Source organism: Methylotenera sp. (assembly GCF_030684185.1).
Taxonomy (GTDB): domain Bacteria; phylum Pseudomonadota; class Gammaproteobacteria; order Burkholderiales; family Methylophilaceae; genus Methylotenera.
In genome coordinates this window covers 120,881-142,908 of record NZ_JAUXOY010000014.1, presented here as the reverse complement: position 1 = coordinate 142,908, position 22,028 = coordinate 120,881, and the positions used below count along the sequence as shown (strand labels likewise).

At 44.1% G+C, this 22,028-nt stretch carries 22 protein-coding genes; 2 read left to right on the top strand and 20 right to left on the bottom strand.

The genetic code is table 11. The features are described 5' to 3' along the window. Nucleotides 1-14: 14 nt before the first annotated feature. From Q8J82_RS03295 to Q8J82_RS03255, 9 genes are all read right to left on the bottom strand, one after another. On the bottom strand, nt 15-275 hold the full coding sequence (locus Q8J82_RS03295; protein ID WP_304907915.1) for a PepSY domain-containing protein: 261 nt from the start codon (nt 273-275) through the stop codon (nt 15-17). Continuing rightward, nucleotides 272-1,369, bottom strand: a complete 1,098-nt coding sequence (locus tag Q8J82_RS03290) for an alpha-hydroxy acid oxidase (protein WP_305253216.1) — start codon at nt 1,367-1,369, stop codon at nt 272-274. The genes Q8J82_RS03295 and Q8J82_RS03290 overlap by 4 nt, the downstream gene beginning before the upstream one ends. After that, nucleotides 1,366-2,046 (bottom strand): Fe2+-dependent dioxygenase, encoded by a 681-nt coding sequence (locus tag Q8J82_RS03285; RefSeq protein ID WP_305327954.1) that lies wholly within the window; start codon nt 2,044-2,046, stop codon nt 1,366-1,368. Before Q8J82_RS03285 ends, Q8J82_RS03290 begins: the two co-directional genes overlap by 4 nt. Before the next feature lie 22 nt (nt 2,047-2,068). Then, nucleotides 2,069-4,318, bottom strand: a complete 2,250-nt coding sequence (locus Q8J82_RS03280; RefSeq protein ID WP_305327764.1) for a TonB-dependent siderophore receptor — start codon at nt 4,316-4,318, stop codon at nt 2,069-2,071. A gap of 94 nt (nt 4,319-4,412) precedes the next feature. Continuing rightward, nucleotides 4,413-4,835: a biopolymer transporter ExbD gene (locus Q8J82_RS03275; RefSeq protein WP_305327763.1), complete on the bottom strand. Its 423-nt coding sequence runs from the start codon at nt 4,833-4,835 to the stop codon at nt 4,413-4,415. Continuing rightward, entirely contained in the window at nt 4,832-5,590 is a 759-nt protein-coding gene (locus tag Q8J82_RS03270; protein ID WP_304891273.1) for a MotA/TolQ/ExbB proton channel family protein, read from the bottom strand. The genes Q8J82_RS03275 and Q8J82_RS03270 overlap by 4 nt, the downstream gene beginning before the upstream one ends. Nucleotides 5,591-5,622: 32 nt before the next feature. After that, complete coding sequence (locus Q8J82_RS03265) at nt 5,623-6,441, bottom strand: energy transducer TonB (protein WP_304907918.1); 819 nt, start codon at nt 6,439-6,441, stop codon at nt 5,623-5,625. 59 nt (nt 6,442-6,500) lie between these two features. Continuing rightward, complete coding sequence (gene hemP, locus Q8J82_RS03260; RefSeq protein WP_305327181.1) at nt 6,501-6,725, bottom strand: hemin uptake protein HemP; 225 nt, start codon at nt 6,723-6,725, stop codon at nt 6,501-6,503. Between the two features lie 398 nt (nt 6,726-7,123). Continuing rightward, nucleotides 7,124-7,330 (bottom strand): hypothetical protein, encoded by a 207-nt coding sequence (locus Q8J82_RS03255; RefSeq protein WP_304907920.1) that lies wholly within the window; start codon nt 7,328-7,330, stop codon nt 7,124-7,126. Between the two features lie 366 nt (nt 7,331-7,696). On the opposite strand from Q8J82_RS03255, the gene pqqA reads away from it, so the two are divergent. After that, nucleotides 7,697-7,768, top strand: coding sequence for a pyrroloquinoline quinone precursor peptide PqqA (gene pqqA / locus Q8J82_RS03250; RefSeq protein ID WP_012777389.1), 72 nt, complete (start codon nt 7,697-7,699; stop codon nt 7,766-7,768). Nucleotides 7,769-7,867: 99 nt separating this feature from the next. Here the strand turns inward: pqqA and yegQ are convergent, their stop codons facing one another. From yegQ to Q8J82_RS03195, 11 genes are all read right to left on the bottom strand, one after another. Continuing rightward, entirely contained in the window at nt 7,868-9,214 is a 1,347-nt protein-coding gene (gene yegQ / locus Q8J82_RS03245) for a tRNA 5-hydroxyuridine modification protein YegQ (RefSeq protein WP_305327762.1), read from the bottom strand. Then, a complete protein-coding gene (locus tag Q8J82_RS03240) occupies nt 9,215-9,634 on the bottom strand; it encodes a secondary thiamine-phosphate synthase enzyme YjbQ (protein ID WP_013149202.1) in 420 nt (139 codons plus the stop codon). A 117-nt stretch (nt 9,635-9,751) separates the two neighbouring features. Continuing rightward, on the bottom strand, nt 9,752-10,561 hold the full coding sequence (locus tag Q8J82_RS03235; protein ID WP_304907922.1) for a quinoprotein dehydrogenase-associated SoxYZ-like carrier: 810 nt from the start codon (nt 10,559-10,561) through the stop codon (nt 9,752-9,754). Between the two features lie 186 nt (nt 10,562-10,747). Continuing rightward, nucleotides 10,748-11,137: a VOC family protein gene (locus Q8J82_RS03230; RefSeq protein WP_304907923.1), complete on the bottom strand. Its 390-nt coding sequence runs from the start codon at nt 11,135-11,137 to the stop codon at nt 10,748-10,750. A gap of 23 nt (nt 11,138-11,160) precedes the next feature. Next, a complete protein-coding gene (locus Q8J82_RS03225) occupies nt 11,161-11,427 on the bottom strand; it encodes a hypothetical protein (protein ID WP_304907924.1) in 267 nt (88 codons plus the stop codon). Nucleotides 11,428-11,537: 110 nt separating this feature from the next. After that, nucleotides 11,538-13,322, bottom strand: coding sequence for an aspartate--tRNA ligase (gene aspS, locus Q8J82_RS03220; protein WP_304907925.1), 1,785 nt, complete (start codon nt 13,320-13,322; stop codon nt 11,538-11,540). A gap of 69 nt (nt 13,323-13,391) precedes the next feature. Beyond that, complete coding sequence (locus Q8J82_RS03215) at nt 13,392-14,012, bottom strand: DUF502 domain-containing protein (protein WP_304891651.1); 621 nt, start codon at nt 14,010-14,012, stop codon at nt 13,392-13,394. A gap of 18 nt (nt 14,013-14,030) precedes the next feature. Beyond that, nucleotides 14,031-14,330, bottom strand: a complete 300-nt coding sequence (locus tag Q8J82_RS03210) for a zinc ribbon domain-containing protein (RefSeq protein WP_304907926.1) — start codon at nt 14,328-14,330, stop codon at nt 14,031-14,033. A 150-nt stretch (nt 14,331-14,480) separates the two neighbouring features. Next, nucleotides 14,481-17,048, bottom strand: a complete 2,568-nt coding sequence (locus tag Q8J82_RS03205) for a bifunctional diguanylate cyclase/phosphodiesterase (protein ID WP_305327761.1) — start codon at nt 17,046-17,048, stop codon at nt 14,481-14,483. A 60-nt stretch (nt 17,049-17,108) separates the two neighbouring features. Further along, nucleotides 17,109-17,618 carry a single-stranded DNA-binding protein gene (ssb, locus tag Q8J82_RS03200; RefSeq protein WP_304891648.1) on the bottom strand — a complete coding sequence of 170 codons (510 nt, stop codon included), beginning with the start codon at nt 17,616-17,618 and terminating at the stop codon, nt 17,109-17,111. A 2-nt stretch (nt 17,619-17,620) separates the two neighbouring features. Further along, nucleotides 17,621-18,991 (bottom strand): MFS transporter, encoded by a 1,371-nt coding sequence (locus Q8J82_RS03195; RefSeq protein WP_305327953.1) that lies wholly within the window; start codon nt 18,989-18,991, stop codon nt 17,621-17,623. A gap of 196 nt (nt 18,992-19,187) precedes the next feature. On the opposite strand from Q8J82_RS03195, the gene uvrA reads away from it, so the two are divergent. Further along, nucleotides 19,188-22,001, top strand: a complete 2,814-nt coding sequence (gene uvrA / locus Q8J82_RS03190; protein WP_305327952.1) for an excinuclease ABC subunit UvrA — start codon at nt 19,188-19,190, stop codon at nt 21,999-22,001. Nucleotides 22,002-22,028 lie beyond the last annotated feature (27 nt).

Below are 22,028 nucleotides of genomic sequence, written 5' to 3'. Positions count from 1 at the left end.
TTTATTCGACTTGCTTACTTTTCAATTTCAGCTTTAACAATCGCCAGCGTCTTGGTATCGAAGTAAATCTCTACTTTCTTACCTTGTTTGTTGCGACCATATATCTCATAACAATTACCATCCACTTTAAACTTTTTGATGATGTACCCCTCTTCACTCAACGTTTGTTTTAGCGTGGCTTCTGAGGCCCACTCTTCCTTTGGGTACACTTTGCAATCCGCCCCCGCAAAGGCCTGCAGTGGTAACACGGTTAATAGTGCTAATAGTAATTTCATCTTTTATCCTTTGTTAAATTATTCAAAAATTTTCCAACTTTAATCGCCTTAAGATTTTCAGCCCCAGACAGTGCCATCGTCATTTCCAGTTCATCACGCATCAAACGTAAAACATGTGCCACGCCTAGCGCACCACAGGTTGAAAGTCCCCAAACATAGGGGCGTCCTACCATCACGGCATCTGCCCCGAGTGCTAACGCTTTAAAGGCGTCTTGACCACTGCGTATGCCGCTATCAAACAACACATTGGCTTTACCAGAAACCAATTTTACAATTTCAGGCAGCATCTCAAGACTGCCAGGTACCCCGTCCAGCACCCGCCCTCCGTGGTTAGAAACTACTAAACCGTCACAACCCAAACTTAGCAATTTTTTTGCGTCATCAAGATGCAAGATCCCTTTGACCAGCAAGGGCTCATTGAGCTGGTTACGCAGCCAAGCCAAATCATCCCAAGTAGGCGCTTGCGTCATCCAACCGTCAAACACCATACTTGAGTTAAACGGCACAGCAGACATAGGCAGCGAAGCCTCAAGATTAACCGCACTAATACCATCAGGCAATTGCATCACCGCTTGTTTAACTGGAGCATCTACGGTGAACATTACCGCACTATAACCTGCAGCTAATGCACGCTTAAGCAAATGCAGAGTACGCGGCCTGTTGCCCTGCCAATACAGCTGGAACCATAAAGCCTGCCCGCTTGCTTTTATAATTTCTTCCAGCGTCTGACTGGCGAGACTACTCACCACCATCTGTCCAGACTGTGCATTTGCCGCCATTGCGCTCGCCTGTTCACCATCAGGATGAAATAAACGCTGATACGCTATCGGTGCCAACAGCAAAGGATGCTCAAACTGCTGCCCGAAGATGTTCAGCCGCGTATTCCCGCCCTTAACTTCGGCTAAAGGTCGCGACATCAGTTTCACATCATCTAGCGCCTGTGCATTAGCTTGCATGGTTAAACCTTTACCACTGCCTTGTTCCAAATAACGCCATACCTCTGGCGTTAGGCGCAGTTGCCCATACGGCAAATAGTCAGTAGCGGATTGCACTCCTGATGGTGTAGTCTGTAACTTGGAAAGTAGCGCTGTCATTCAGCCCAATGCCTAAGCAAGTTGTGATAGACCCCAGTTAAATGTACAACTGGTTCAGTTTCGCCTACTTGATGGCGCAACTGCATCAGCGACATGTCCATGTCGTATAGTAAACGGCGCTTTTCAGCATCGCGCACCATGCTTTGAATAAACATAAAGCATGCCACTCTTGCGCCTTCCGTCACCGGATTCACCTTATGTACCGAAGAAGATGGATAGATTACCAAGCTACCGGCATTCAACTTCACCGCATGACGGCCAAAGGTATCTTCGATGATGAGTTCGCCACCGTCATATTCATCAGGTTCCGACAAAAATAAGGTAGCAGAAACATCCGCTCGCACATAACCACCACCATCCGGCGGCATACGCATGGCGTTATCGACATGAAAGCCATATTGATTAGCCTCACCGCTATATCGGTTAAAAAAAGGCGGCAAAATTTTAGAAGGTAGCGCCGCGGTAAAAAATAAGGCGTTACGATTAAGCGCCATTAACACCAACTGCCTCAATGCACGTATTTGCGGCGCACTCTCGGGCAACTGCTGATTATTTTTTACCGTTGCGGCTTGTGTGCCAGCCGTTACCTTGCCATCTACCCAGTCGGCACTTGCAAGCAAGCGCCTAGCCTCGGCAAGTTCTTCAACAGTCAATAAATCCGGCACATGCTGCAACATCATCTAACCCTTAATCTATACCTTAAAATTTGAACTCAGTCGTTATAATGGCTGTTCTGCTATTACCCGGCACACTAAAACCACCGTTGTCATAAATCGCATCATAGTAGGTTTTATCCAACACGTTTTTAACATTCAAACGCACCGCCCATTGTTTAGCGTCATATTCCAACATTGCATCTACACGGGCATAGCCTGGTAATTTATTTGGGTCAAATTGTCCATTGGTATACACGTTAGCGGCACTTGCTGCAGATGGCACATAGCCAATGCGCTCACCTTTTGCCTCAATGCCACCGCCAATTTTCCAGTTGCCCAAGAATGAATAAGTCGTCCATAGATTGAATGTTGCTGCAGGTGTGTTACGTGCACGTTTTCCTTCAAATCTTGCGTCAGCGAAAGTAATCACACCCGTCGTAGCATTGATATTTTCCGCAACTTCAAGTATTTTAGCATCCATAAAAGCAAGGCCTGCAAACACTTCCCAGTTCTCTGCTACATAGCCAGATAACTCGAACTCCAGCCCATCGGTACGACGCTTCTTAGTCAGAATCGCTGCAGTAGACTCCAGGTCTGTATTACGCTCCCAGTCTTTAATTGAGCGATATAATGCGGTTCTAAAGGCTAAATCACCGTCATTAAACAGCCATTTAGCGCCAACCTCTACAGTTTTACTGGTTTCAGGCGGTTGTGGTTTGACGGTTAACTGATACAAGTCGGCGGTCGGGCTAAATGAATCACTAAAACTTACATAGTAATGACTCATCTCATTTTGATGCCATGACAAACCAGTACGATAACTATTTTCACCATAACTTAGTTTAGGTGAAGTTGTGCTTGAGTAATCTGCACGCAATTCATCCCGGCGCATGCCTAATAGCAAATCCCACTTAGGAATTAACTCGATGGTATCCTGCACGTAAATCGCATAATTATCAGCCTTGAATTTTACTGGTGTGCCAGTGGTTGCCAACACGCCTTTCTTGTAAAACACCCCGTTAGCCGCAATAGCCGCCGTGAGTGCGGCACCTGTTAAAGTGTAAGGCTGTCCAGTTGTCAGGTTAAATGGTCGTAAACCATGTCGGAATGAATCTTCTTTCAAGTATTCAAGTCCTGTTAAAACTTGGTGCTTCATGCCTACAATGTCAAGCTTGGTGCTAAAATCAGTTTGTAAGTTTAAAGTTTCATAATCCATATCACGCGTTTGGTTGCCACCTACACTGTAATTAGCGCTTGGCATAACGGCATTATTAGGTGTCTTTGCCCAGTAACCACGCTCGTAATCGGCACTTCTCAACTGTGTACGCCATTCTGTGTCTTTAGAAAACTTGTGAGTAAATATTGCTGTACTGATGCTAGTGTCACTGTCATCGAAGTTTTTATCACCTCCATAAAACACCCCGTCGTCAATGTTCGCTCCGGATGCCAAAGTTCTATCAATCGGACGTTTGTTGAAGAATGAAACACCAAAATCCGGCACGTCACCTGTTTTCGTATAAACATGATTTAAAAAAAATTCATTCTCAGTACCTATGCCAGCACCAAAGCTTACTGCTATCCCGCTTCGATCCAAGGTCGGGCTGTCACCATTGGCTGGATTTTTACGATAATTTTCTTCTGACCTATCCATTACGTTTAAACGAATTGCCGCTGTGCCTGTGAGTTGCTTATTAAAATCACCTGTAAACTGGTGGTAATCATATTCACCCAAACTTCCTGATATAACATTGGCATCTGTCAGCTTAGCGGTTTTAGATACCTGGTTAATCACGCCGCCAGCCTGACCGCGGCCAAACAGCATAGCGGCAGAGCCGCGCAACACATCAACCTGTTCCAGGTTAAAGGTTTCCCGATTGTATTGTGCGGTGTCACGTATACCATCTAAATAAATGTCGCCAAAAGTATAGAATCCGCGCAACATCATGTTGTCGCCTGAGCGGCCACCTTCTGCTGCATTAAAGGTAAGCCCTGAAACATTCCGTAAGGCTTCGCGCAATGACCCTACCTGCTGATCATGTAGCAGGTCTCGGGTTAATGTAGTAATTGCTTGTGCAATATCATGCGGATCTTGCAGCACTTTACCTACCCGTGTTTGTGTGGCCTGGTAACCTCTAGCTACAGGTTCTGCAGCCGCCTTTACGTTAACTTCTTCCAGCTCTTTTGGCTCCGCCGTTTTCACATCTTCTGCTACTGCTAATGCAGAATTAAATGTTAATGCCACAGCTAGATATATCGATTTTTGTGTGATATTTTTGTTGCCATACAGTTTCATAGTGTCGCCCTTTTTTATGTTTATTGGCTGGCTAACTAAGTTTTACTCTTACTGGCTGGCTATTATTGATTGCTAATGTATTTTTAACTTATCCTTAATGCTTAGGCTCACTCACAAAACCTAATTTACTGATGCCTGCATTTTGCGCATCGGCCATCACCTCTGCTAAAATTTGATAACGCGTTTCTTTATCGGCGCGTATATTCAACTCTGGCTGTGACTTTTGGTTCGCGATTTGCTGAAGCTTAATTTTTAACTCACCCTGCACCATCGGCGTGTTATTCCAGTACATTTTTCCTGCTGCATCAATAGACACTGAAATTATTTCCAGTTTTTCTGGCAATGGCTGACTACTCGCCTGTGGGAGGTCAATTCTTACTGCATGTGTCAGCAAAGGTGCCGTAATGATAAATATCACTAGCAATACCAGCATCACGTCCACTAGTGGTGTAGTGTTAATCTCTGACATTGGGGCTGTGTGTAATGCAACACTCACGCTGTTTTTGACTCCTATCATGCCGGCACCTCTACACTATGTATACGTTCTTTTGTCATATGCTCTTTAGCATCTAAAGCTGAATTTACTTTATTTTGTTTTGCCGCCATAACTGCACCAGTTGTAAGTAATGTATGCAGTTCATAGCCGAATTTCTCCATGACGCCGTTTAGCTCTCTGTTGCTTCGGACCAGAGCGTTATAAGCTAGTACCGCTGGTATTGCCACTGCCAAGCCCAGCGCAGTCATAATCAATGCTTCACCTACTGGCCCGGCTACCTTATCAAGCGTGGCCTGACCGCTTAAACTAATGCTTGCAAGTGCGTGGTAAATACCCCACACAGTGCCAAACAATCCTACAAACGGCGAAACGCTTCCGACGGATGCCAACACAGTTAGGCCCTGTTCCATTTTTGAATTTTCTTCTGCAATAGTTCGATTCATAGCACGTGCTATGAATTCATCTTGAGTTACCTTATCTGCATTTTTTGCCACGAACGCTTTATGATGTTCTGCAGCAGTTATTGCTTGCCACGCTAAATTTGCCAAAGCTGTTTTATGTTCCAACCTTGAACTAGCTGCTAAAGTTGATGCATTCCAGAAATTTTTAACATAATCTCTGAATGCTTTTTGTGTGCGCCATACTTCTATGCTTTTAGAGACGATTAAATACCAACTGGCTATAGACATCACTAGCAATATTACTGCCACCGTAACTGAAACCGGGCCACCTGCTGCAATAAATTCCCAGCTATTAAACTCATATCCAAGTTGCATTTTCTATCCTTAATTAATTATTAACTTTTAACTTAACTATTCAGCGAAAACTTTATTGGTACTAATACATAAGCACTGATAGGCTGATTACTTCTTTTTGCGGGAATAAAGCTCCATTTTTTTACCGCCTCTATTGCAGCCTGATCTAATTTGTTATAACCACTACTGGTATCTACTTGCACTATCGATGCTAAGCCTTCTTCTGTTACCAGCACTTTTAGCAGCACCCTGCCTTGCTCACTTAAACGCCGCGCTAATGGCGGGTAGGCTGGAGCAGGGTTGTTTAAGTAGGCTGCGCCAAAACGCGGCGGCTCGACCTCTTGTTCAGCCTCTGGTTTAACTGATGTCACTTCTGCCAGCGTTTCAGTCGAAATTGCTATTCTTGCCGCTACAATTTCACTTTCAGCATCTGTTTCAACTGGTAATTTTTCTTTGTTAACCTGCGTTTGCATACTTGTTTCTTTTATATCCTTTTCTACCATTGGAAGCTTTTGTTTTTCAACTGTTTGCTTTTTATGTTTTATTGGCACCGACGCAACAGACTGAATAGGAACAACTTCAGACGTGGCTCTAGGGTTACTTACCAAACTCACCAGCATCGGCGTCTGAAAATCATCGACTTTTACTTGCTCAGGCTTTACCTCAAACAATGCCGAAATACCGAACAAGTGCACCAACATTATCAACGCCAACATTTTGTAGGAAGGCGTTTCATTTTTCATCTCTTCGGACAACAGCTGTCGCTTTGGTACTAAATTATTGATGCTTTGCACCTTGCCACCCTCTGCAACACCATCTGTTTTTTCAGATAACAGTGTGTTATTCACCACTAAATTCAAGTTGGCTTTCATATTGTTTCCAGTGCATAAATTGCGTATTAATCAAACTTGACAGTACTAGAAACAGCCCGCTATTTTGTTAAAATCAACTTACCCTGACTAGTTAGTCGCAAGTAATAATCTTCACCCGCATGCTTAATTACCAATTCACGTGCGCCTGCCAATAGCACCTCACTTGTTGTTGCCCTAATATTGGCTATGCGCGTCTTTAGCACCGCACTCTCTGCCTCATGCAACTTCTGCAGGTTTTTAGCGATGTTTGATACTTTAAAATTATCTTGATTATCTTTACTCATAATACAAATAATAACTATTATCATTTGTATTTGCAAGCTTGTAATACTGCTTATTTGCGATATCTATATTCAATGTAAATTACTCTCTGCTGGGATTGTTTGCTAAAACCGTGCCTTTTCAGTTTTAGCTTTTTTAAACTTTTAAACATTGTGCGGCGTCGTTTATTAACTTACTTAGTGAATCAAGTGACGCTGAATCAATTCTCAAACTAAATGCGCTAATCTCTAACTAAACCACATCGCAAACCTCACAGAATCCTATGGCGCCGCTATCATTCTTCGAAAGTAAAATGCGCGGATGCTGATTTTTAGGTGACATCATCTCCTCATCTATTTCATTAATAAATAAGCTTAAAATAATTCGTCTCGCTTAATCACTCATCAGGCTTTTGTATAATTTAGACATGATGCAACTCAGTTTGCATTACCAACTTAGCAGCAGCTTTACGCATCATTTCATTCATCATAAAAAAATTGCGTGCTTCAAATCTTAACGTGGTTCCACCAATTTCCAATTCGACCATGTCTTTATCTTTGTTATAAAGCACCTTGCACTTTTCATTTCCCACCAACTTTACCTGGCTGATTATTAACTGTCTGCTCATCATTCACTCCTATACTTACACTTTTGTAAATGATAATCATTATCATTTGTAATGTCAACCGATAAATATTCAGTTCCAGTAAAAAAATACCTAAATGCAAGAAAGTATTTACGTAATTGTGTTGATTCCTTTGAGTGACACCAAGTGGTTACCAGCAAACAGCAGGGCTCAGGTAGTAAAAATTACTTAAGTTGTAAAAGTTACTGAAGCATTTCTCATGATTTAACTTACCGCTCAATCATGAGAGTACATAGCGCACCATGCATTAAGTAAGTGCACAATGTTACTCATCAAATGAACAACAAATAAAATAGTAAGTTGATAATTTGATATGAATAAATAAATTTAACTTAAAGGATAATTATCATGTGGACAACACCAGCAGCTACTGAAATGCGTTTTGGCTTTGAAGTAACAATGTACGTTATGAACAAGTAATCTATTGATTCAAAATAAAAAAGGGAGCTTGCGCTCCCTTTTTATTTTAAAAACAACCCACAAAGCTGATTTGAAGATACTGATTTACAGATACTTAGTTTATAAATACCTAGACACCATCGCATTACTTAAATCTTTAGCCGCTATAGGTAAGCGTACAAAGTAACCGCTACCAGAGGCTTCTTGTATATTCTCACCCTTTTTATTGAACATTTGCTCAACGACTAACTCTTGGTTGCCTGTTGGGTGAATGATTTGCAGGCGATCACCTACTCCAAATTTGTTGCGCGCCTCAATATCAGCCAGACCTTTTTCCGCATCGTAAGACACGATATCGCCTACATACAAACTACGGTTTGAGATTGAATAGCCTTGTTTATAATTTTGATGTTCTGCAGTGTGGTGGCGCTGATAAAAGCCATCGGTATAGCCGCGGTTTGCCAGATTCTCTAAATCACTCACCAGATTCCAATCAAATGGGCGACCAGCTACTGCATCATCAATCGCTTTACGATAATTTTGGCATGTACGCGCAACGTAATAACGCGATTTAGTACGCCCTTCAATCTTCAGCGAATCCACTCCCATTTTAACCAGACGCTCCACGTGTTCAATAGCGCGTAAATCCTTACTATTCATGATGTATGTGCCGTGCTCGTCTTCTAAAATCGGCAACAGTTCACCAGGACGGCCTTTTTCCTCAATGAGATAAACATTATCGGCTAGTGGGTGACGGGGCAAACTACCGCAACCAGAAAGGCTGGATTTTTCCATTTCAGCTTTAAAGTCAAATTCACTCAGGCGTATCACGCCCGCTGCATCTTCAGTTGCATCGTGCACTTTGTAATCCCAGCGGCAGCTATTGGTGCAGGTCCCTTGGTTAGGGTCGCGATGGTTAAAATAGCCAGAAAGCAAACAGCGGCCTGAATAGGCAATACACAATGCCCCATGCACAAATACCTCAAGCTCCATGTCTGGGCAAAGCTGACGAATCTCTTCAATTTCATCCAGCGACAATTCACGCGATAAAATCACACGCGTTAAGCCCACACTTTGCCAGAATTTAACTGTAGCGAAGTTGACCGTATTAGCCTGCACAGAAAGATGCACAGGCATCTCTGGCCATTTTTCACGCACCATTTGTATGAGTCCAGGATCAGACATAATCAGCGCATCTGGCTGCATGGCAATCACAGGCGCCATATCCGCCATATAGGTTTTTACTTTTGCATTGTGTGGAGAAATATTACTCGCTACAAAAAACTTTTTGCCGCGCGCATGTGCCTCTTTAATGCCAATATCAAGGTTTGCCATGGTGAAATCATTGTTGCGCGCACGCAAGCTGTAGCGTGGCTGACCCGCGTAAATCGCATCCGCACCATAGTCGTAAGCAGTACGCATGCGGTCTAAATCGCCCGCCGGCGCTAAAAGTTCTGGCAGTTTCATTTATTCACCGATAATTTTTACTAAAACACGTTTCTTTCTTCGGCCATCAAACTCACCGTAGAATATCTGTTCCCAAGGACCAAAATCTAACCGGCCTTCGGTAATTGCCACCACAACTTCTCGCCCCATTAGCTGGCGCTTCATGTGGGCATCAGCATTATCTTCACCAGTATCGTTATGGCGATAACTGCTTACGGGCTCATGCGGAGCCAGCTTTTCCAACCATTGCGTGTAATCATGATGCAAGCCGCGCTCATCGTCATTAATAAACACGCTTGCGGTAATGTGCATGGCGTTGATTAAAACCAAACCTTCTTTTACGCCACTTTCACGCAAGCACTCGTTGACTTGCTCGGTGATGCGAATAAATGCGACTCGAGTTGGCGGGTTAAACCATAACTCCTTACGATAGCTTTTCATTTGCCGGCCTCCATAACAGTGTTTTACATTTTAACACCGCCTATAGCCACCTGTTAATAAAAAATGGCCTCTAATGAGAGGCCATTTAATAACACGTAAACCCTGACAACTAGGCGCTTAACCTTTTACATCAATGTGATGAGTGAACATCTTGCCTTCGTTATCCGTTGCCGTTACTTCCAATGTGCCAGCCTCTTTCGGCACAAAGTTAAATTTGAAGTATGGATCTTCTGCTGTGCCAACGCCTACATCAACCGTCATTACAGGTTTACCGTTGTATTTAAACTCGGTTTTATTGATATAAAAAGCTGGTACATAGCCTTGTGAAACCAAATCACGTTGCAAGCCTGTACGCATAATATGTTTAATATTAAATGTAGCGGTGGTTGGCATCCCGAATTTAACAGGCTGTTCAACATTCAATTTTATTTTACCCGCCGCCGCACGAATGGCTGATTCATCATTTTCAACCATGCCGCCACAACCGCCAGCTGCACGAATTTCACGTGATGCCAAATACAAATTTCCATTTGCATCTTCACCAACTAAGCGTACAAATGCATCCATTTCAAAACGAATACGTGTAGACAAGTTAAAGTCGCCTACTGCATCAGTTAAATGATAAGTAGCCGTCACTGGAATAGGGTTGGCATCGACAAACGAATACAGTTTGACAATTTTAACGCCATTTGCCGCCGCATTATCTATCGTGTAAGTCACTGGTACTTGCGCACCGCTTTCAGCACGTTTTGGTGCGTCGATTTTGATAAAATCAACTTCTTTCATTTCACGTTTTGCAAAAAACGCTTCTTTCATCACTGGCCATAATTTAGGATCAGACTCAGCGCTTGCTGGCGCGCTTACACCAATAGAAATCGCCACGGCTAACAACGCTTTTAATAATGTTTTATTTATTGATTGTTTCATTTTAACAGTCTCCACAGGCTTACATTTATATAAATAATGTTGCTTTAGCGCATTCATTTACAATCCGATGACGCTTTAACAGCACAAACACAAGTGTCACATTCTATGTGGTTTAATGTCAATGTATGTGACAGTGGTCACATTAGAAAATTCAAAAAGAATCCAATAAGTTGAATTTGAGAAAAACTACTCGTTTGCCATATAAAAAAACAGCTCAACACCATTACCCACAGGGTCTTTAAAGTTAATTTGTTTGACACTCAACACAGGCAAATCACGGATTGAATAATTAACATTCAGCGACTTTAAATGCGCTTCAGTCGCAGGCATGTCGGTGCAGGTGAATGAGATGTGGTCTATGGTTGTAAGCACATTGGTCAGCGGCTCACCCTCACCACGATACTCCGCCAAATGCATGACATGTGTATCACCGATGTACAACCAAAAACCACGGCTAGTAAACCCCTCGCGCGGGCCGACCTTTAAACCGACCACATCGCAGTAGAAGTCTTTAAGTTTAAGCATCGTCTCGTAGGGCGTGCGTAGGTTAACATGGTTTAGTTGGGTGACTGGCATAAAGTATCGATTTTGTATGGTATTTATGGGATGATTTTGTTAGAAGAGAAATATAAATTTAGGATTTTTCTAACACTTAACGCCAGCCCAAAAAAAATAAACATCATTGCAATTAAATCAACCATATCCCACGCTTTAGCCATTCTCATATATCCTTCGGATGAACCCAGAATAATGAATCGAATCAGATAAGTTACCGTCATTGCAACAATAACAGTTAAAGCACTTTTTAAATCCTCTAGCTTCCTACGAACATCCCAAAAGGCAGCTTCATAATCGTAACCGGTCATTTTTTCACCCCAAAATGCAATTCGCGATACGAGAACTAGGTACATCCGCGTAGACAGTACGAATAGTACGGCAAGCGGATGTAACGACGTTATCGTGAAGCGAGTGCATTTTAAGCAGTTGGCGTTTGAGAGCGAACTCTGATATGCAACTCCCTCAACTGCTTCTCATCCACTTCATTCGGCGCGTTAGTCATTAGACATTGTGCACGCTGGGTTTTCGGGAAGGCAATCACATCACGGATAGACTCTGCACCTGCCATTAACGTGACCAAGCGGTCTAAACCGAACGCCAGGCCGCCATGTGGTGGTGCGCCGTATTGCAATGCGTCTAACAAGAAGCCAAATTTTTCTTGGGCTTCTTCTTTGCTGATTTTGAGTGCATCGAACACTTTAGATTGCACGTCTTGTTTGTGGATACGTACTGAACCGCCGCCCACTTCCCAGCCATTTAACACCATGTCGTACGCTTTTGAAAGTGCAGCGCCTGGGTTGCTGGTAAGTAGGTCTTCGTGGCCGTCTTTTGGTGCGGTGAACGGATGGTGCAATGCCGCCCAGCGATCATTTTCTTCATCATGTTCAAACATTGGGAAATCCACCACCCACAATGGCGCCCAGGCACGGCCATCCACGTGGCCTTTATCGTGACCGACTTTAAGGCGTAATGCACCTAATGCTTCGTTCACCACTTTGGTTTTGTCTGCGCCAAAGAATACGATGTCACCATTTTGTGCGCCTGTGCGGTCAATAATAGCCTGCAATGCTTTGACATGAATGTTTTTTACGATTGGACTTTGCAGGCCTTCTTCGTTCAATTTAGTCACATCGTTAATCTTGATATAAGCAAGACCCTTCGCCCCGTAAATTTTGACGAATTCTGTGTATGCATCAATCTCACTACGGGCAATTGCCGCGCCATTTGGCACGCGCAAGGCAGCCACTCGGCCGCCCGCCATGTTGGCAGCGCCTGCAAACACTTTAAAATCTACGTCTTTCATGACATCTGAAAGCTCGGTGATTTCCAGCGTTACGCGCATATCAGGTTTATCTGAGCCGTAACGGGTCATGGCTTCATGAAATGACATGCGCGGAAATGCCGCTGGCAAATCAACGTTTTGAACTTTTTTCAACATTTGTCGAATCATTTCTTCAACAATATCCATGATTTCATTTTCAGTCATGAACGATGTTTCAATATCCACTTGGGTGAATTCTGGCTGACGGTCTGCACGCAAATCTTCATCGCGGAAGCACTTAGTGATTTGGAAGTAACGGTCAAAACCTGAAACCATGAGCAATTGTTTGAATAATTGCGGTGATTGTGGCAACGCAAAGAACTGACCTGCATGCACACGGCTTGGCACCAGGTAATCACGCGCGCCTTCAGGTGTTGAGCGCGTTAACATCGGCGTTTCAACTTCAATGAATCCGTTAGTATCTAAATAATCACGCAGGGTTTTCGCCACGCGGTAACGCAACATCATGTTTTTTTGCATCGCTGGACGACGTAAATCAATATAGCGATGTTGTAAACGCACAGTTTCAGTTAAGTTTTCATCATCTAACTGGAACGGCGGCGTGAGTGACGCATTGAGAATTTCAATCTCAGTGGCAATCATTTCAACTTCACCCGTCGCTAAATTAGCATTGGTTGCGCCGTCCGGGCGCGCTTGCACGACACAGGTCACTTTAAGTACATATTCACTGCGTACGCTTTCAGCGATTGAAAATGCGGTTTTTGCATCAGGGTTAATTACGATTTGCGCCATGCCTTCACGGTCGCGCAAGTCAATAAAGATAACGCCACCATGGTCGCGGCGGCGATGCGCCCAACCACATAATGTAACAGTTTGGCCGATGTGTTCGCGGTTTAAATGGCCGCAGTAATGTGTACGCATAGTATTAAGTCTTGTTGAGTAGTCAGTTAAGTGAATGAATAGTTTTTATATAAAATGGGGGTATATCGTTTAATCTTTAACAAGTAATTTAGCTTTTAATTTAGGTGAGGGTGATACTACCCCCATCGAAATAATATACTTCAGCGCCTCATCAACGGTCATGTCCAGCTCAACCACATCTGCACGCGGCATCATCAAAAAATAGCCTCCAGTAGGATTCGGTGTTGTAGGCACATAAACGCTCAGAAAATCACCAGTCAAATGATTCGCCACATCACCACCCGGTTGCCCTGTGATGAAAGCAATTGTCCAGGCACCCTCACGCGGAAACTGCACCAAGACTGCCTGGCGAAAAGCATTACCAGAATCTGAAAATAGCGTATCAGATACTTGCTTAACACTGGCGTAAATAGACTTCACCACGGGCACCCGCGCCAGCATGGCTTCCCACAGCAAAATGAGCTGCTTACCAAAAAAATTGGTGGCAATTAAGCCGGTCACAAAAATGATAAACAAGGTGAGTAAAGCGCCTACGCCCGGAATCTCTAGCCCCAATTGCGCTTTAGGTCGCCAATTTTCAGGAAGCAGAAATAAGCTTTGATCCATCATGCCGATGATGCCAGTGAGCACCCACGCGGTAATGAACAGCGGGACCAGCACCAGCAGACCCGTAATAAAATATTTTTTCATACGTTTCGTGAAGAAGCTTTAATGGCAAGCGCAGCCACTGGCACAAGCGGCCGGCGAAGCTACAGTTTCAGACTTTTTTTCTACCGATGACTCGCTACCCGAACTCTCAGTTTTGCTTGAAGGCGCTTTATTACCGCCGTTTTTAAAGTCTGTGGCATACCAGCCGCTGCCACTTAGCTGAAAGCTTGGCGCAGACAATTGTTTACTAAAAGTTTCAGCGCCACATTGTGGGCAAGCTTCTGTGCTTGCTGCGCTAATTTTGCGCATGACTTCTGCTTTATGGCCGCAACTTGTACATTGATAATCGTAAATAGGCATAAAATACCTCAACAAACAGTTAGATAACCGCGAATTATACCTTATTTGGCGACTTGGCTAATCCCAAAAATTTAAGGGATTTTGAAAATAAGTGAATTGTAAAAGAGGGGAAACTAAGAACTGCATAAATTTGTAATGGCTAGTATTTGCTTATGTCCAAAGCGCAAGCGGACTGTAGGTGATTGAAGGAAATCTGTCGTTACTATTCACGCTTTGACTGATAAGCTTATTAAATTCAGCTTGAGAAACTGGCTTGCTAAACAAATGCCCCTGAAAAGCCTTGCAACCGCTTTTACGCAAAAACTCAAGCTGCGCCACAGTTTCAACCCCTTCGGCAATCACTTCCAAACCAAGATTATGCGCCATGCTGATAATGGTTTGTACGATAATTTCATCGTCGCGGTCAACGGCAATATCGCGCACAAAGCTTCTGTCAATTTTGATTTGGCTCAGCGGCAAGCTTTTTAAGTAGATTAACGAAGCATAACCTGTACCGAAATCGTCCATGGCAAAGTTGATGCCAATGGCCCGCAATTCCCGCATTTTTCTGATGGAATCAGCAATGTTGTCGAATACCAGACTTTCGGTCAGTTCAAGCTTGAGTTTATGTGGGGAAATGTCAAACTTGGCGAGCGTTGATTGTATCTGCTCAACGAAATTGGCTTGGCGAAACTGCCTTGCGCTAACATTGATAGCCAAACTAAGGTCTTGCGTCACCGGGTTGTTTTGCCACTCCATCAGTTGCGCACAGGCAGTTTCCAATACCCACTGGCCGATTGGAAGGATGAGTAATGATTCTTCTGCGAATGGCACAAATTGAGATGGGTAAATAAGCCCTTGTTCTGGATGTTCCCACCGAATCAAAGCTTCAGCACCTATAATTTGATTTAATTCATTAACCTGCATTTGCAGCAATAATTTCAATTGACCGCTTTCCAGGGCAAAACGTAAATCATCTTCAAGTGCTGCACGCGCTTCCAGCTCTGCCTGCATCGCAGGGTCAAAGAACCGCAATGTATTCCGACCAGCCTGCTTGGCTTGATACATGGCGGTATCTGCACGTTTCAGCAATTCATCCACAGTCATTTCCTGGCTGTGAAACATACTGATACCAATACTCGGCGTGCTGTAATGGTCAAAATCCTGAATCAGGTATGGTTGACCAAGCACCTTTCTAACCTTCTCTCCTACCACTTCGGCCTGTATCGTCGCCTGCTCAATATCACCACTTAAATATTCCAGGATAACCACAAACTCATCGCCACCTAAACGCGCCACTGTATCCTCACTTCGTACACAAGATTTTAGGCGTTCAGCGACTTCCATCAATAACAAATCGCCTATATCGTGGCCACGTGTGTCGTTGAGTGTCTTAAAATTATCGAGGTCTATAAACAGAATGGCGCTATATGTTTTATAAGCAACTTCCATGTCAAGCATAGATTCCAAACGTTCACGAAGCAATCGCCGGTTCGGTAATTTAGTCAAAGGATCATAAAAGGCCAGGTTGTTAATTTCAAACTCAGCTTTTTTGCGTTCGGTAATATCGCGCAAAAAGCCCACCATCATTCGCGAACCTGTCCAGTCAAACGCGGTAATAGCTAGCTCAACCGGAAATTCCCTACCATTGGCATGCATGGCGTTCAACTCAATACGCTTACCAAGCATTGTAGATTGCCCTGTTTTTCCGAAACGTTCAAATCCTTCTCTATGTGCCTTACGCGAAGCGAATGGAATAATTACGTCTGCAAAGTTTCTACCTATCACTTCTTCACGCTTATAGCCAAAAGTGCGTTCTGCAGCAGGATTGAATTCGACTAGGCTACCCTTTTCATCCATCATTACAATGCAATCCAGCGCACCTTCAACGACTGAGCGCATTTTTTTTTCGCTTTCACTTAAATCATGCAACATGCTTGCGGCAGCGTCATTTGCTGACTTTTCTAAAGTTGAGTGCAGATGCTGTAATTGTGACAGCGCAAGCGCATTATGTCGGGCGAGGCGTTGATCAAACGATGCAGCAAGAATGCCTCCACCAAACCAGAGTAAAGAAACCAAAGACACAATGATTGCCAATGCCGGACTATCAATATGCACGGCTCCTCCCATGCATACGCTGCCAGGTGAGATAGTTACTCCCTGCATGCTGGTGTAATGCATGCCGGAAATGGCCAACCCCATCACCAAGCTTCCCAGTGCAAAACGTACGTATTCCGGTAACTTAATTTGCTCGCCTCTAAACATCATCAGCAAGGCAATCCATGAAGCAGCAATGGCAATAAATATAGAAAGGGCATAAATACCCGGATTGTATGTAATGGCCGGTGACATTTTAAGCGCAGCCATGCCAATGTAATGCATGCTGCTAATACCTGCACCCATAAACAAACCCGCTAAAAATATGCGCGTATTACTCACTGCAGGTGTACGTAAAACGTAAAAACCCAACAAAGCCGCAGCCATTGCAGGCACTGCTGAAAGTAGCGTTAGCGGTAAGTCATAGCTAAGCGGAATTGGCAAGTGAAAAGCCAGCATGCCGATGAAATGCATCGACCAAATGGCCATACCGAGCGTGATGCCTCCGCTGACCATCCAGGCAATTGAGGTGCTGCCTTGGGCGTGCCGCATGCGTGCTGCGTGCGCTAAAGCGGTAAATGAGCCAGCGACGGCTACTATTACCGATAAAGCAATTAGCGATGTATTCCAAAAAATATTCAAGAGTATGGGCTATCTGTCATAATTTTAAGGAAAGCAATATTACATATTATCTTGCAGGCGCTAGAAAGGAATATCGTCTTCAAAATCATCGAATCCTGAACCGCCTGCTGGTTTTGCAGTTGATTGGGCTGGCGCTTGTTTTGCTGATGATTGGTTACTTGGTGGCGCTTGATTGTAATCGCCAGCACTACTGCTTTGGTCCATACCGCCATCATAACTAGCGTTGGATCCGCCGCCATCACGCCCGCCAAGCATTTGCATTTGGTCTGCGATGATTTCTGTTGTGTAGCGGTCCTGACCTTCTTTAGTTTGCCATTTACGTGTTTGCAAGCGGCCTTCTACATATACAGGGCGACCTTTTTTAAGATATTCCCCTGCGATTTCTGCCAATTTGCGATACATCACAATATTGTGCCATTCCGTGCGCTCTTGTTTTGCCCCAGATTTATCTTTCCAGCTATCGGTTGTGGCAATACTGAAGTTACATACCGCTTCGCCGTTTGGCATGAACCTTACTTCAGGGTCTTTACCTAAATTACCGACTAAAATTACTTTATTAACTGACGCCATTTTTATCCTCTCAACAATTTATACACTTGGGCTTCATCCCAATCTTGCGATTTATCTATTTTCAATATCACAGTGCGTTCTTGCGGCAGCACCACAGCCTCCATTACGCCAATAAGCTTAGTTAGCCTGTCTTTTAGAATCGCGGCGTTAGCCGTACTTAACTCTGCGGCGGTTTCATCCAAGCTGTACATTTTGGTTTTTACTGCTGGCGGCGCTTGCATTGAATATGCAAATATTAGCCATAAAAGCATCATTACGCTACAAAAAATAAATACGCTCGCAAAGCCGAATTTATGTGACAAATAACCGCCTAAAGCGCCACCCGCAAAAATACCCAAAGATTGCGCGGTATTATAAACACCCATCGCCGTGCCCTTTGCCGCTGCGGGCGCAATTTTACTAATCATGGAAGGCAGAGAAGCTTCAAGCACATTAAACGCGATAAAGTAAAGGGTGAGTGAAAAAACGATACCCCAGAAATGTTGAATAGATCCTGCAAAAACTAGCTGTGCAAGTAACATAGTAGCCACAGCACCAACAAATACCTGTTTCATTTTAGCTTGTTTTTCAGCATAAATAATCGCAGGCACCATAAACACAAAAGAAGCGACTAATACTGGCAAATAAATATGCCAATGTTGGTTTACTTCGATATTGCCTGATTTAGCAATAGCAAACGGCACCACTACAAACATCGCCATTTGCGCGGCATGCAAGGCAAAAATACCATAATTTAAACGTAATAACTGTTTATTTTTCAGCACATCTTTTAGTTTAGCTGGCGCAGCGCTGGCATCAGAGTGGTAGTGGCTGTGAACTGGATCTGGCACCACAAACTTCACAACAACAATCGCAGCCAGAGTTAAAAATGCCGTCATCACAAATATACCTTGCACGCCTATCCACTGATTTAACAAAGGCCCGCCCACCAGTGAAACGGCAAATGCCACACCAATAGTTGCGCCTATAGTGGCCATAGCTTTGGTGCGATGTTCGTCTCTGGTCAAGTCTGCCAATAATGCTGTAACAACGGCAGAAACTGCGCCTGCACCTTGAATCGCGCGGCCAATAATCACCCCTTCAATATTCATGGCCAAGGCAGCGACCATACTGCCTATAGCGAAAATTGCAAGGCCTAAGTAAATCATGGGCTTGCGACCAAATTTATCAGATGCCATACCAAAGGGTAATTGAAATAACGCTTGCGTAAGGCCATAAGCGCCTAATGCCAGTCCAATCATCAGTGCACTAGGATTATCCGGCAAGGTTGAGGCATAGATTGCAAAAATCGGCAAAATTGAAAACATACCGAACATACGCAAGCCATAAATAGACGCCAGGCTTAAGGTGGCTCGCATCTCTACAGGGGTCATTTTGTCTGACGGAATATCAAGTGACGTCATGGTATCAGCGGCAATATCGGTAAAAAGGTCATGCGTTTGATTGTCTGAATGGTGCTTTGATGTGGACATGAAAACTAAAGGCCTGAAAAATGTTTAGCTAAATATGTAAAAGTAGGTATATTAGCAGGTTGCCCTAAAATTAACCCGAGTGTTTAGTAACAGCATGATGGAATTCATAAAAATACGCGGTGCCCGCACGCACAATTTAAAAAATATCTCACTGGATATTCCACGTAATAAGTTAGTCGTGATTACGGGGCTATCTGGCTCAGGTAAGTCCTCACTCGCCTTTGACACCCTGTATGCGGAAGGCCAGCGGCGCTATGTTGAGTCGCTATCTGCTTATGCGCGGCAGTTTTTAGCGCGCATGGATAAACCTGATGTTGATTTGATTGAAGGTTTATCGCCTGCCATTTCTATCGAGCAAAAATCTACTTCGCACAATCCGCGCTCCACTGTCGGCACCGTGACAGAAATTCACGATTATCTGCGCCTGTTATACGCCCGCGCTGGCGACCCTGAATGCCCGGAACACGGCATTAGGCTTGAAGCTCAAACCGTAAGCCAAATGGTGGATCACGTGTTATCGCTACCAGAAGATACCAAACTGATGATATTGGCGCCCGTGGTGAGTAATCGCAAAGGCGAACAGCTGGATTTGTTTGAAGAACTTAAAGCACAAGGTTTTGTACGTTTACGGATTGATGGCAAGATTTATGAAGTGGATGCTTTGCCACAGCTCACCAAAACTACCAAGCATAGTGTAGAGGTAGTGATTGACCGCATCAAAGTTAAGCTAGACATGAAGCAACGTATTGCCGAATCATTTGAAACCGCATTGCGTTTAGCCGAAGGCAAAGCGATTGCAGTGGAAATGGACACTGACAAAGAGCATCTCTTTTCCGCTAAATTTTCATGCCCGGTATGTGACTACTCACTTGCTGAACTTGAGCCGCGTTTATTCTCTTTTAACAACCCAATGGGCGCATGCCCGACTTGTGATGGCTTGGGCAACATTAACTTTTTTGACCCCAAGCGAGTGGTCGCTTTTCCGCATTTATCGTTGGCTGCCGGAGCGATTAAAGGCTGGGATAGGCGCAATCAGTTTTACTTCCAAATGCTGGCAAGCATCGCCACGCACTATAACTTTAATCTTGATACCGCATTTGAAAAACTGCCGGAGTACATCCAAAAAGTACTGCTCAATGGCAGCGGTAAAGAAGTCATGCCGTTTAAATACCTGAATGAGCGAGGTGTTTTCTTTGAAAAAACGCATACATTTGAAGGTATTTTAAACAACCTTAAACGCCGCTATCACGAAACCGATTCGCAAACTGTGCGCGAAGAACTGGCAAAATACCTGAACTCACAAAGTTGCCCGGACTGTTCAGGCACGCGCTTACGCAAAGAAGCACGCCATGTAAAAGTGGGCAATAAAAATATTCATGAAGTATGCGAAGTGCCACTTAAGTTAGCGCTTACTTTCTTTGATACCCTTGAATTAACTGGTGCGAAACTTACTATTGCTGACAAAATAGTGAAAGAAATTAGCAACCGCTTAAAGTTTTTAACGAATGTTGGTTTGGAATATTTATCACTTTCACGCTCTGCAGAAACACTATCCGGCGGCGAAGCACAGCGTATACGCTTAGCATCTCAAATCGGCAGCGGTTTAACCGGCGTCATGTATGTGCTGGACGAGCCTTCAATCGGCTTGCACCAGCGTGATAATGATAGATTGCTGGACACATTGAAACGCTTACGCGATATTGGTAACAGCGTGATTGTGGTGGAACATGACCAAGACGCTATTATGGCAGCTGATTATGTCGTGGATATTGGGCCTGGCGCAGGCGAGCATGGCGGGCAGATTGTGGCAGAAGGTACGCCAGACCAAGTTAAAGCTAATCCAAATTCGCTTACAGGTGATTATTTAAGCGGCAAAAAACAAATCATTTATAACAAAAAACGCACACAAGCAGACCCTGCACGCTGGCTTAAATTGAGCAACACTACAGGCAACAACCTGAAAGATGTCACGCTCAAACTGCCAGTTGGCTTATTGAGCTGCATCACAGGCGTATCTGGCAGTGGAAAATCCACACTCATTAACGACACTTTATACCGTGTAGTAGCACAACATTTATACGGCAGCAGTACAGAACCAGCGCCGTTTGGCGAGATAGACGGTTTAGCTTTTTTTGACAAAGTTGTGGATGTAGACCAAAGCCCGATTGGCCGCACGCCACGTTCCAACCCGGCAACCTATACAGGTTTATTTACGCCGATTCGTGACTTGTTTGCAGGTGTGCCTGAAAGCCGTGTGCGTGGTTACGGACCAGGACGATATTCGTTTAACGTAAAAGGTGGTCGCTGTGAAGCTTGCCAGGGCGACGGCGTGATTCGTGTTGAAATGCATTTTTTACCCGATGTCTATGTGCCATGCGATGTATGTAAAGGCCACCGTTATAACCGTGAAACGTTAGAGATTCAATTCAAAGGTAAAAATATTCACGAAGTACTGGGCATGACGGTAGAGCAAGCGCACGCGTTCTTTAGTGCGCAGCCTGTCATTTCACGTAAACTCAAAACGCTGCTGGACGTTGGTTTGGGCTACATCACACTCGGGCAAAGCGCTACAACACTTAGCGGCGGTGAAGCGCAACGAGTTAAGCTAGCTTTAGAACTCAGCAAACGCGATACTGGCCGCACCTTGTACATTCTGGATGAACCCACCACTGGCCTGCATTTTGCAGATATTCAATTGTTGCTCGATGTGATTCACCGCTTACGTGATGCAGGCAACACCATTGTGATTATTGAGCACAACCTGGACGTGATTAAAACCGCAGACTGGATTGTAGACATGGGCCCGGAAGGTGGTGACGGTGGTGGTACCATAATTGCTGAAGGCACGCCGGAACAGGTGGCACAAAGTACCGAAAGCTACACGGCCAAATATTTAAAAGCGATGCTGTAATACTAAAGATATTGTTATACGAATTAG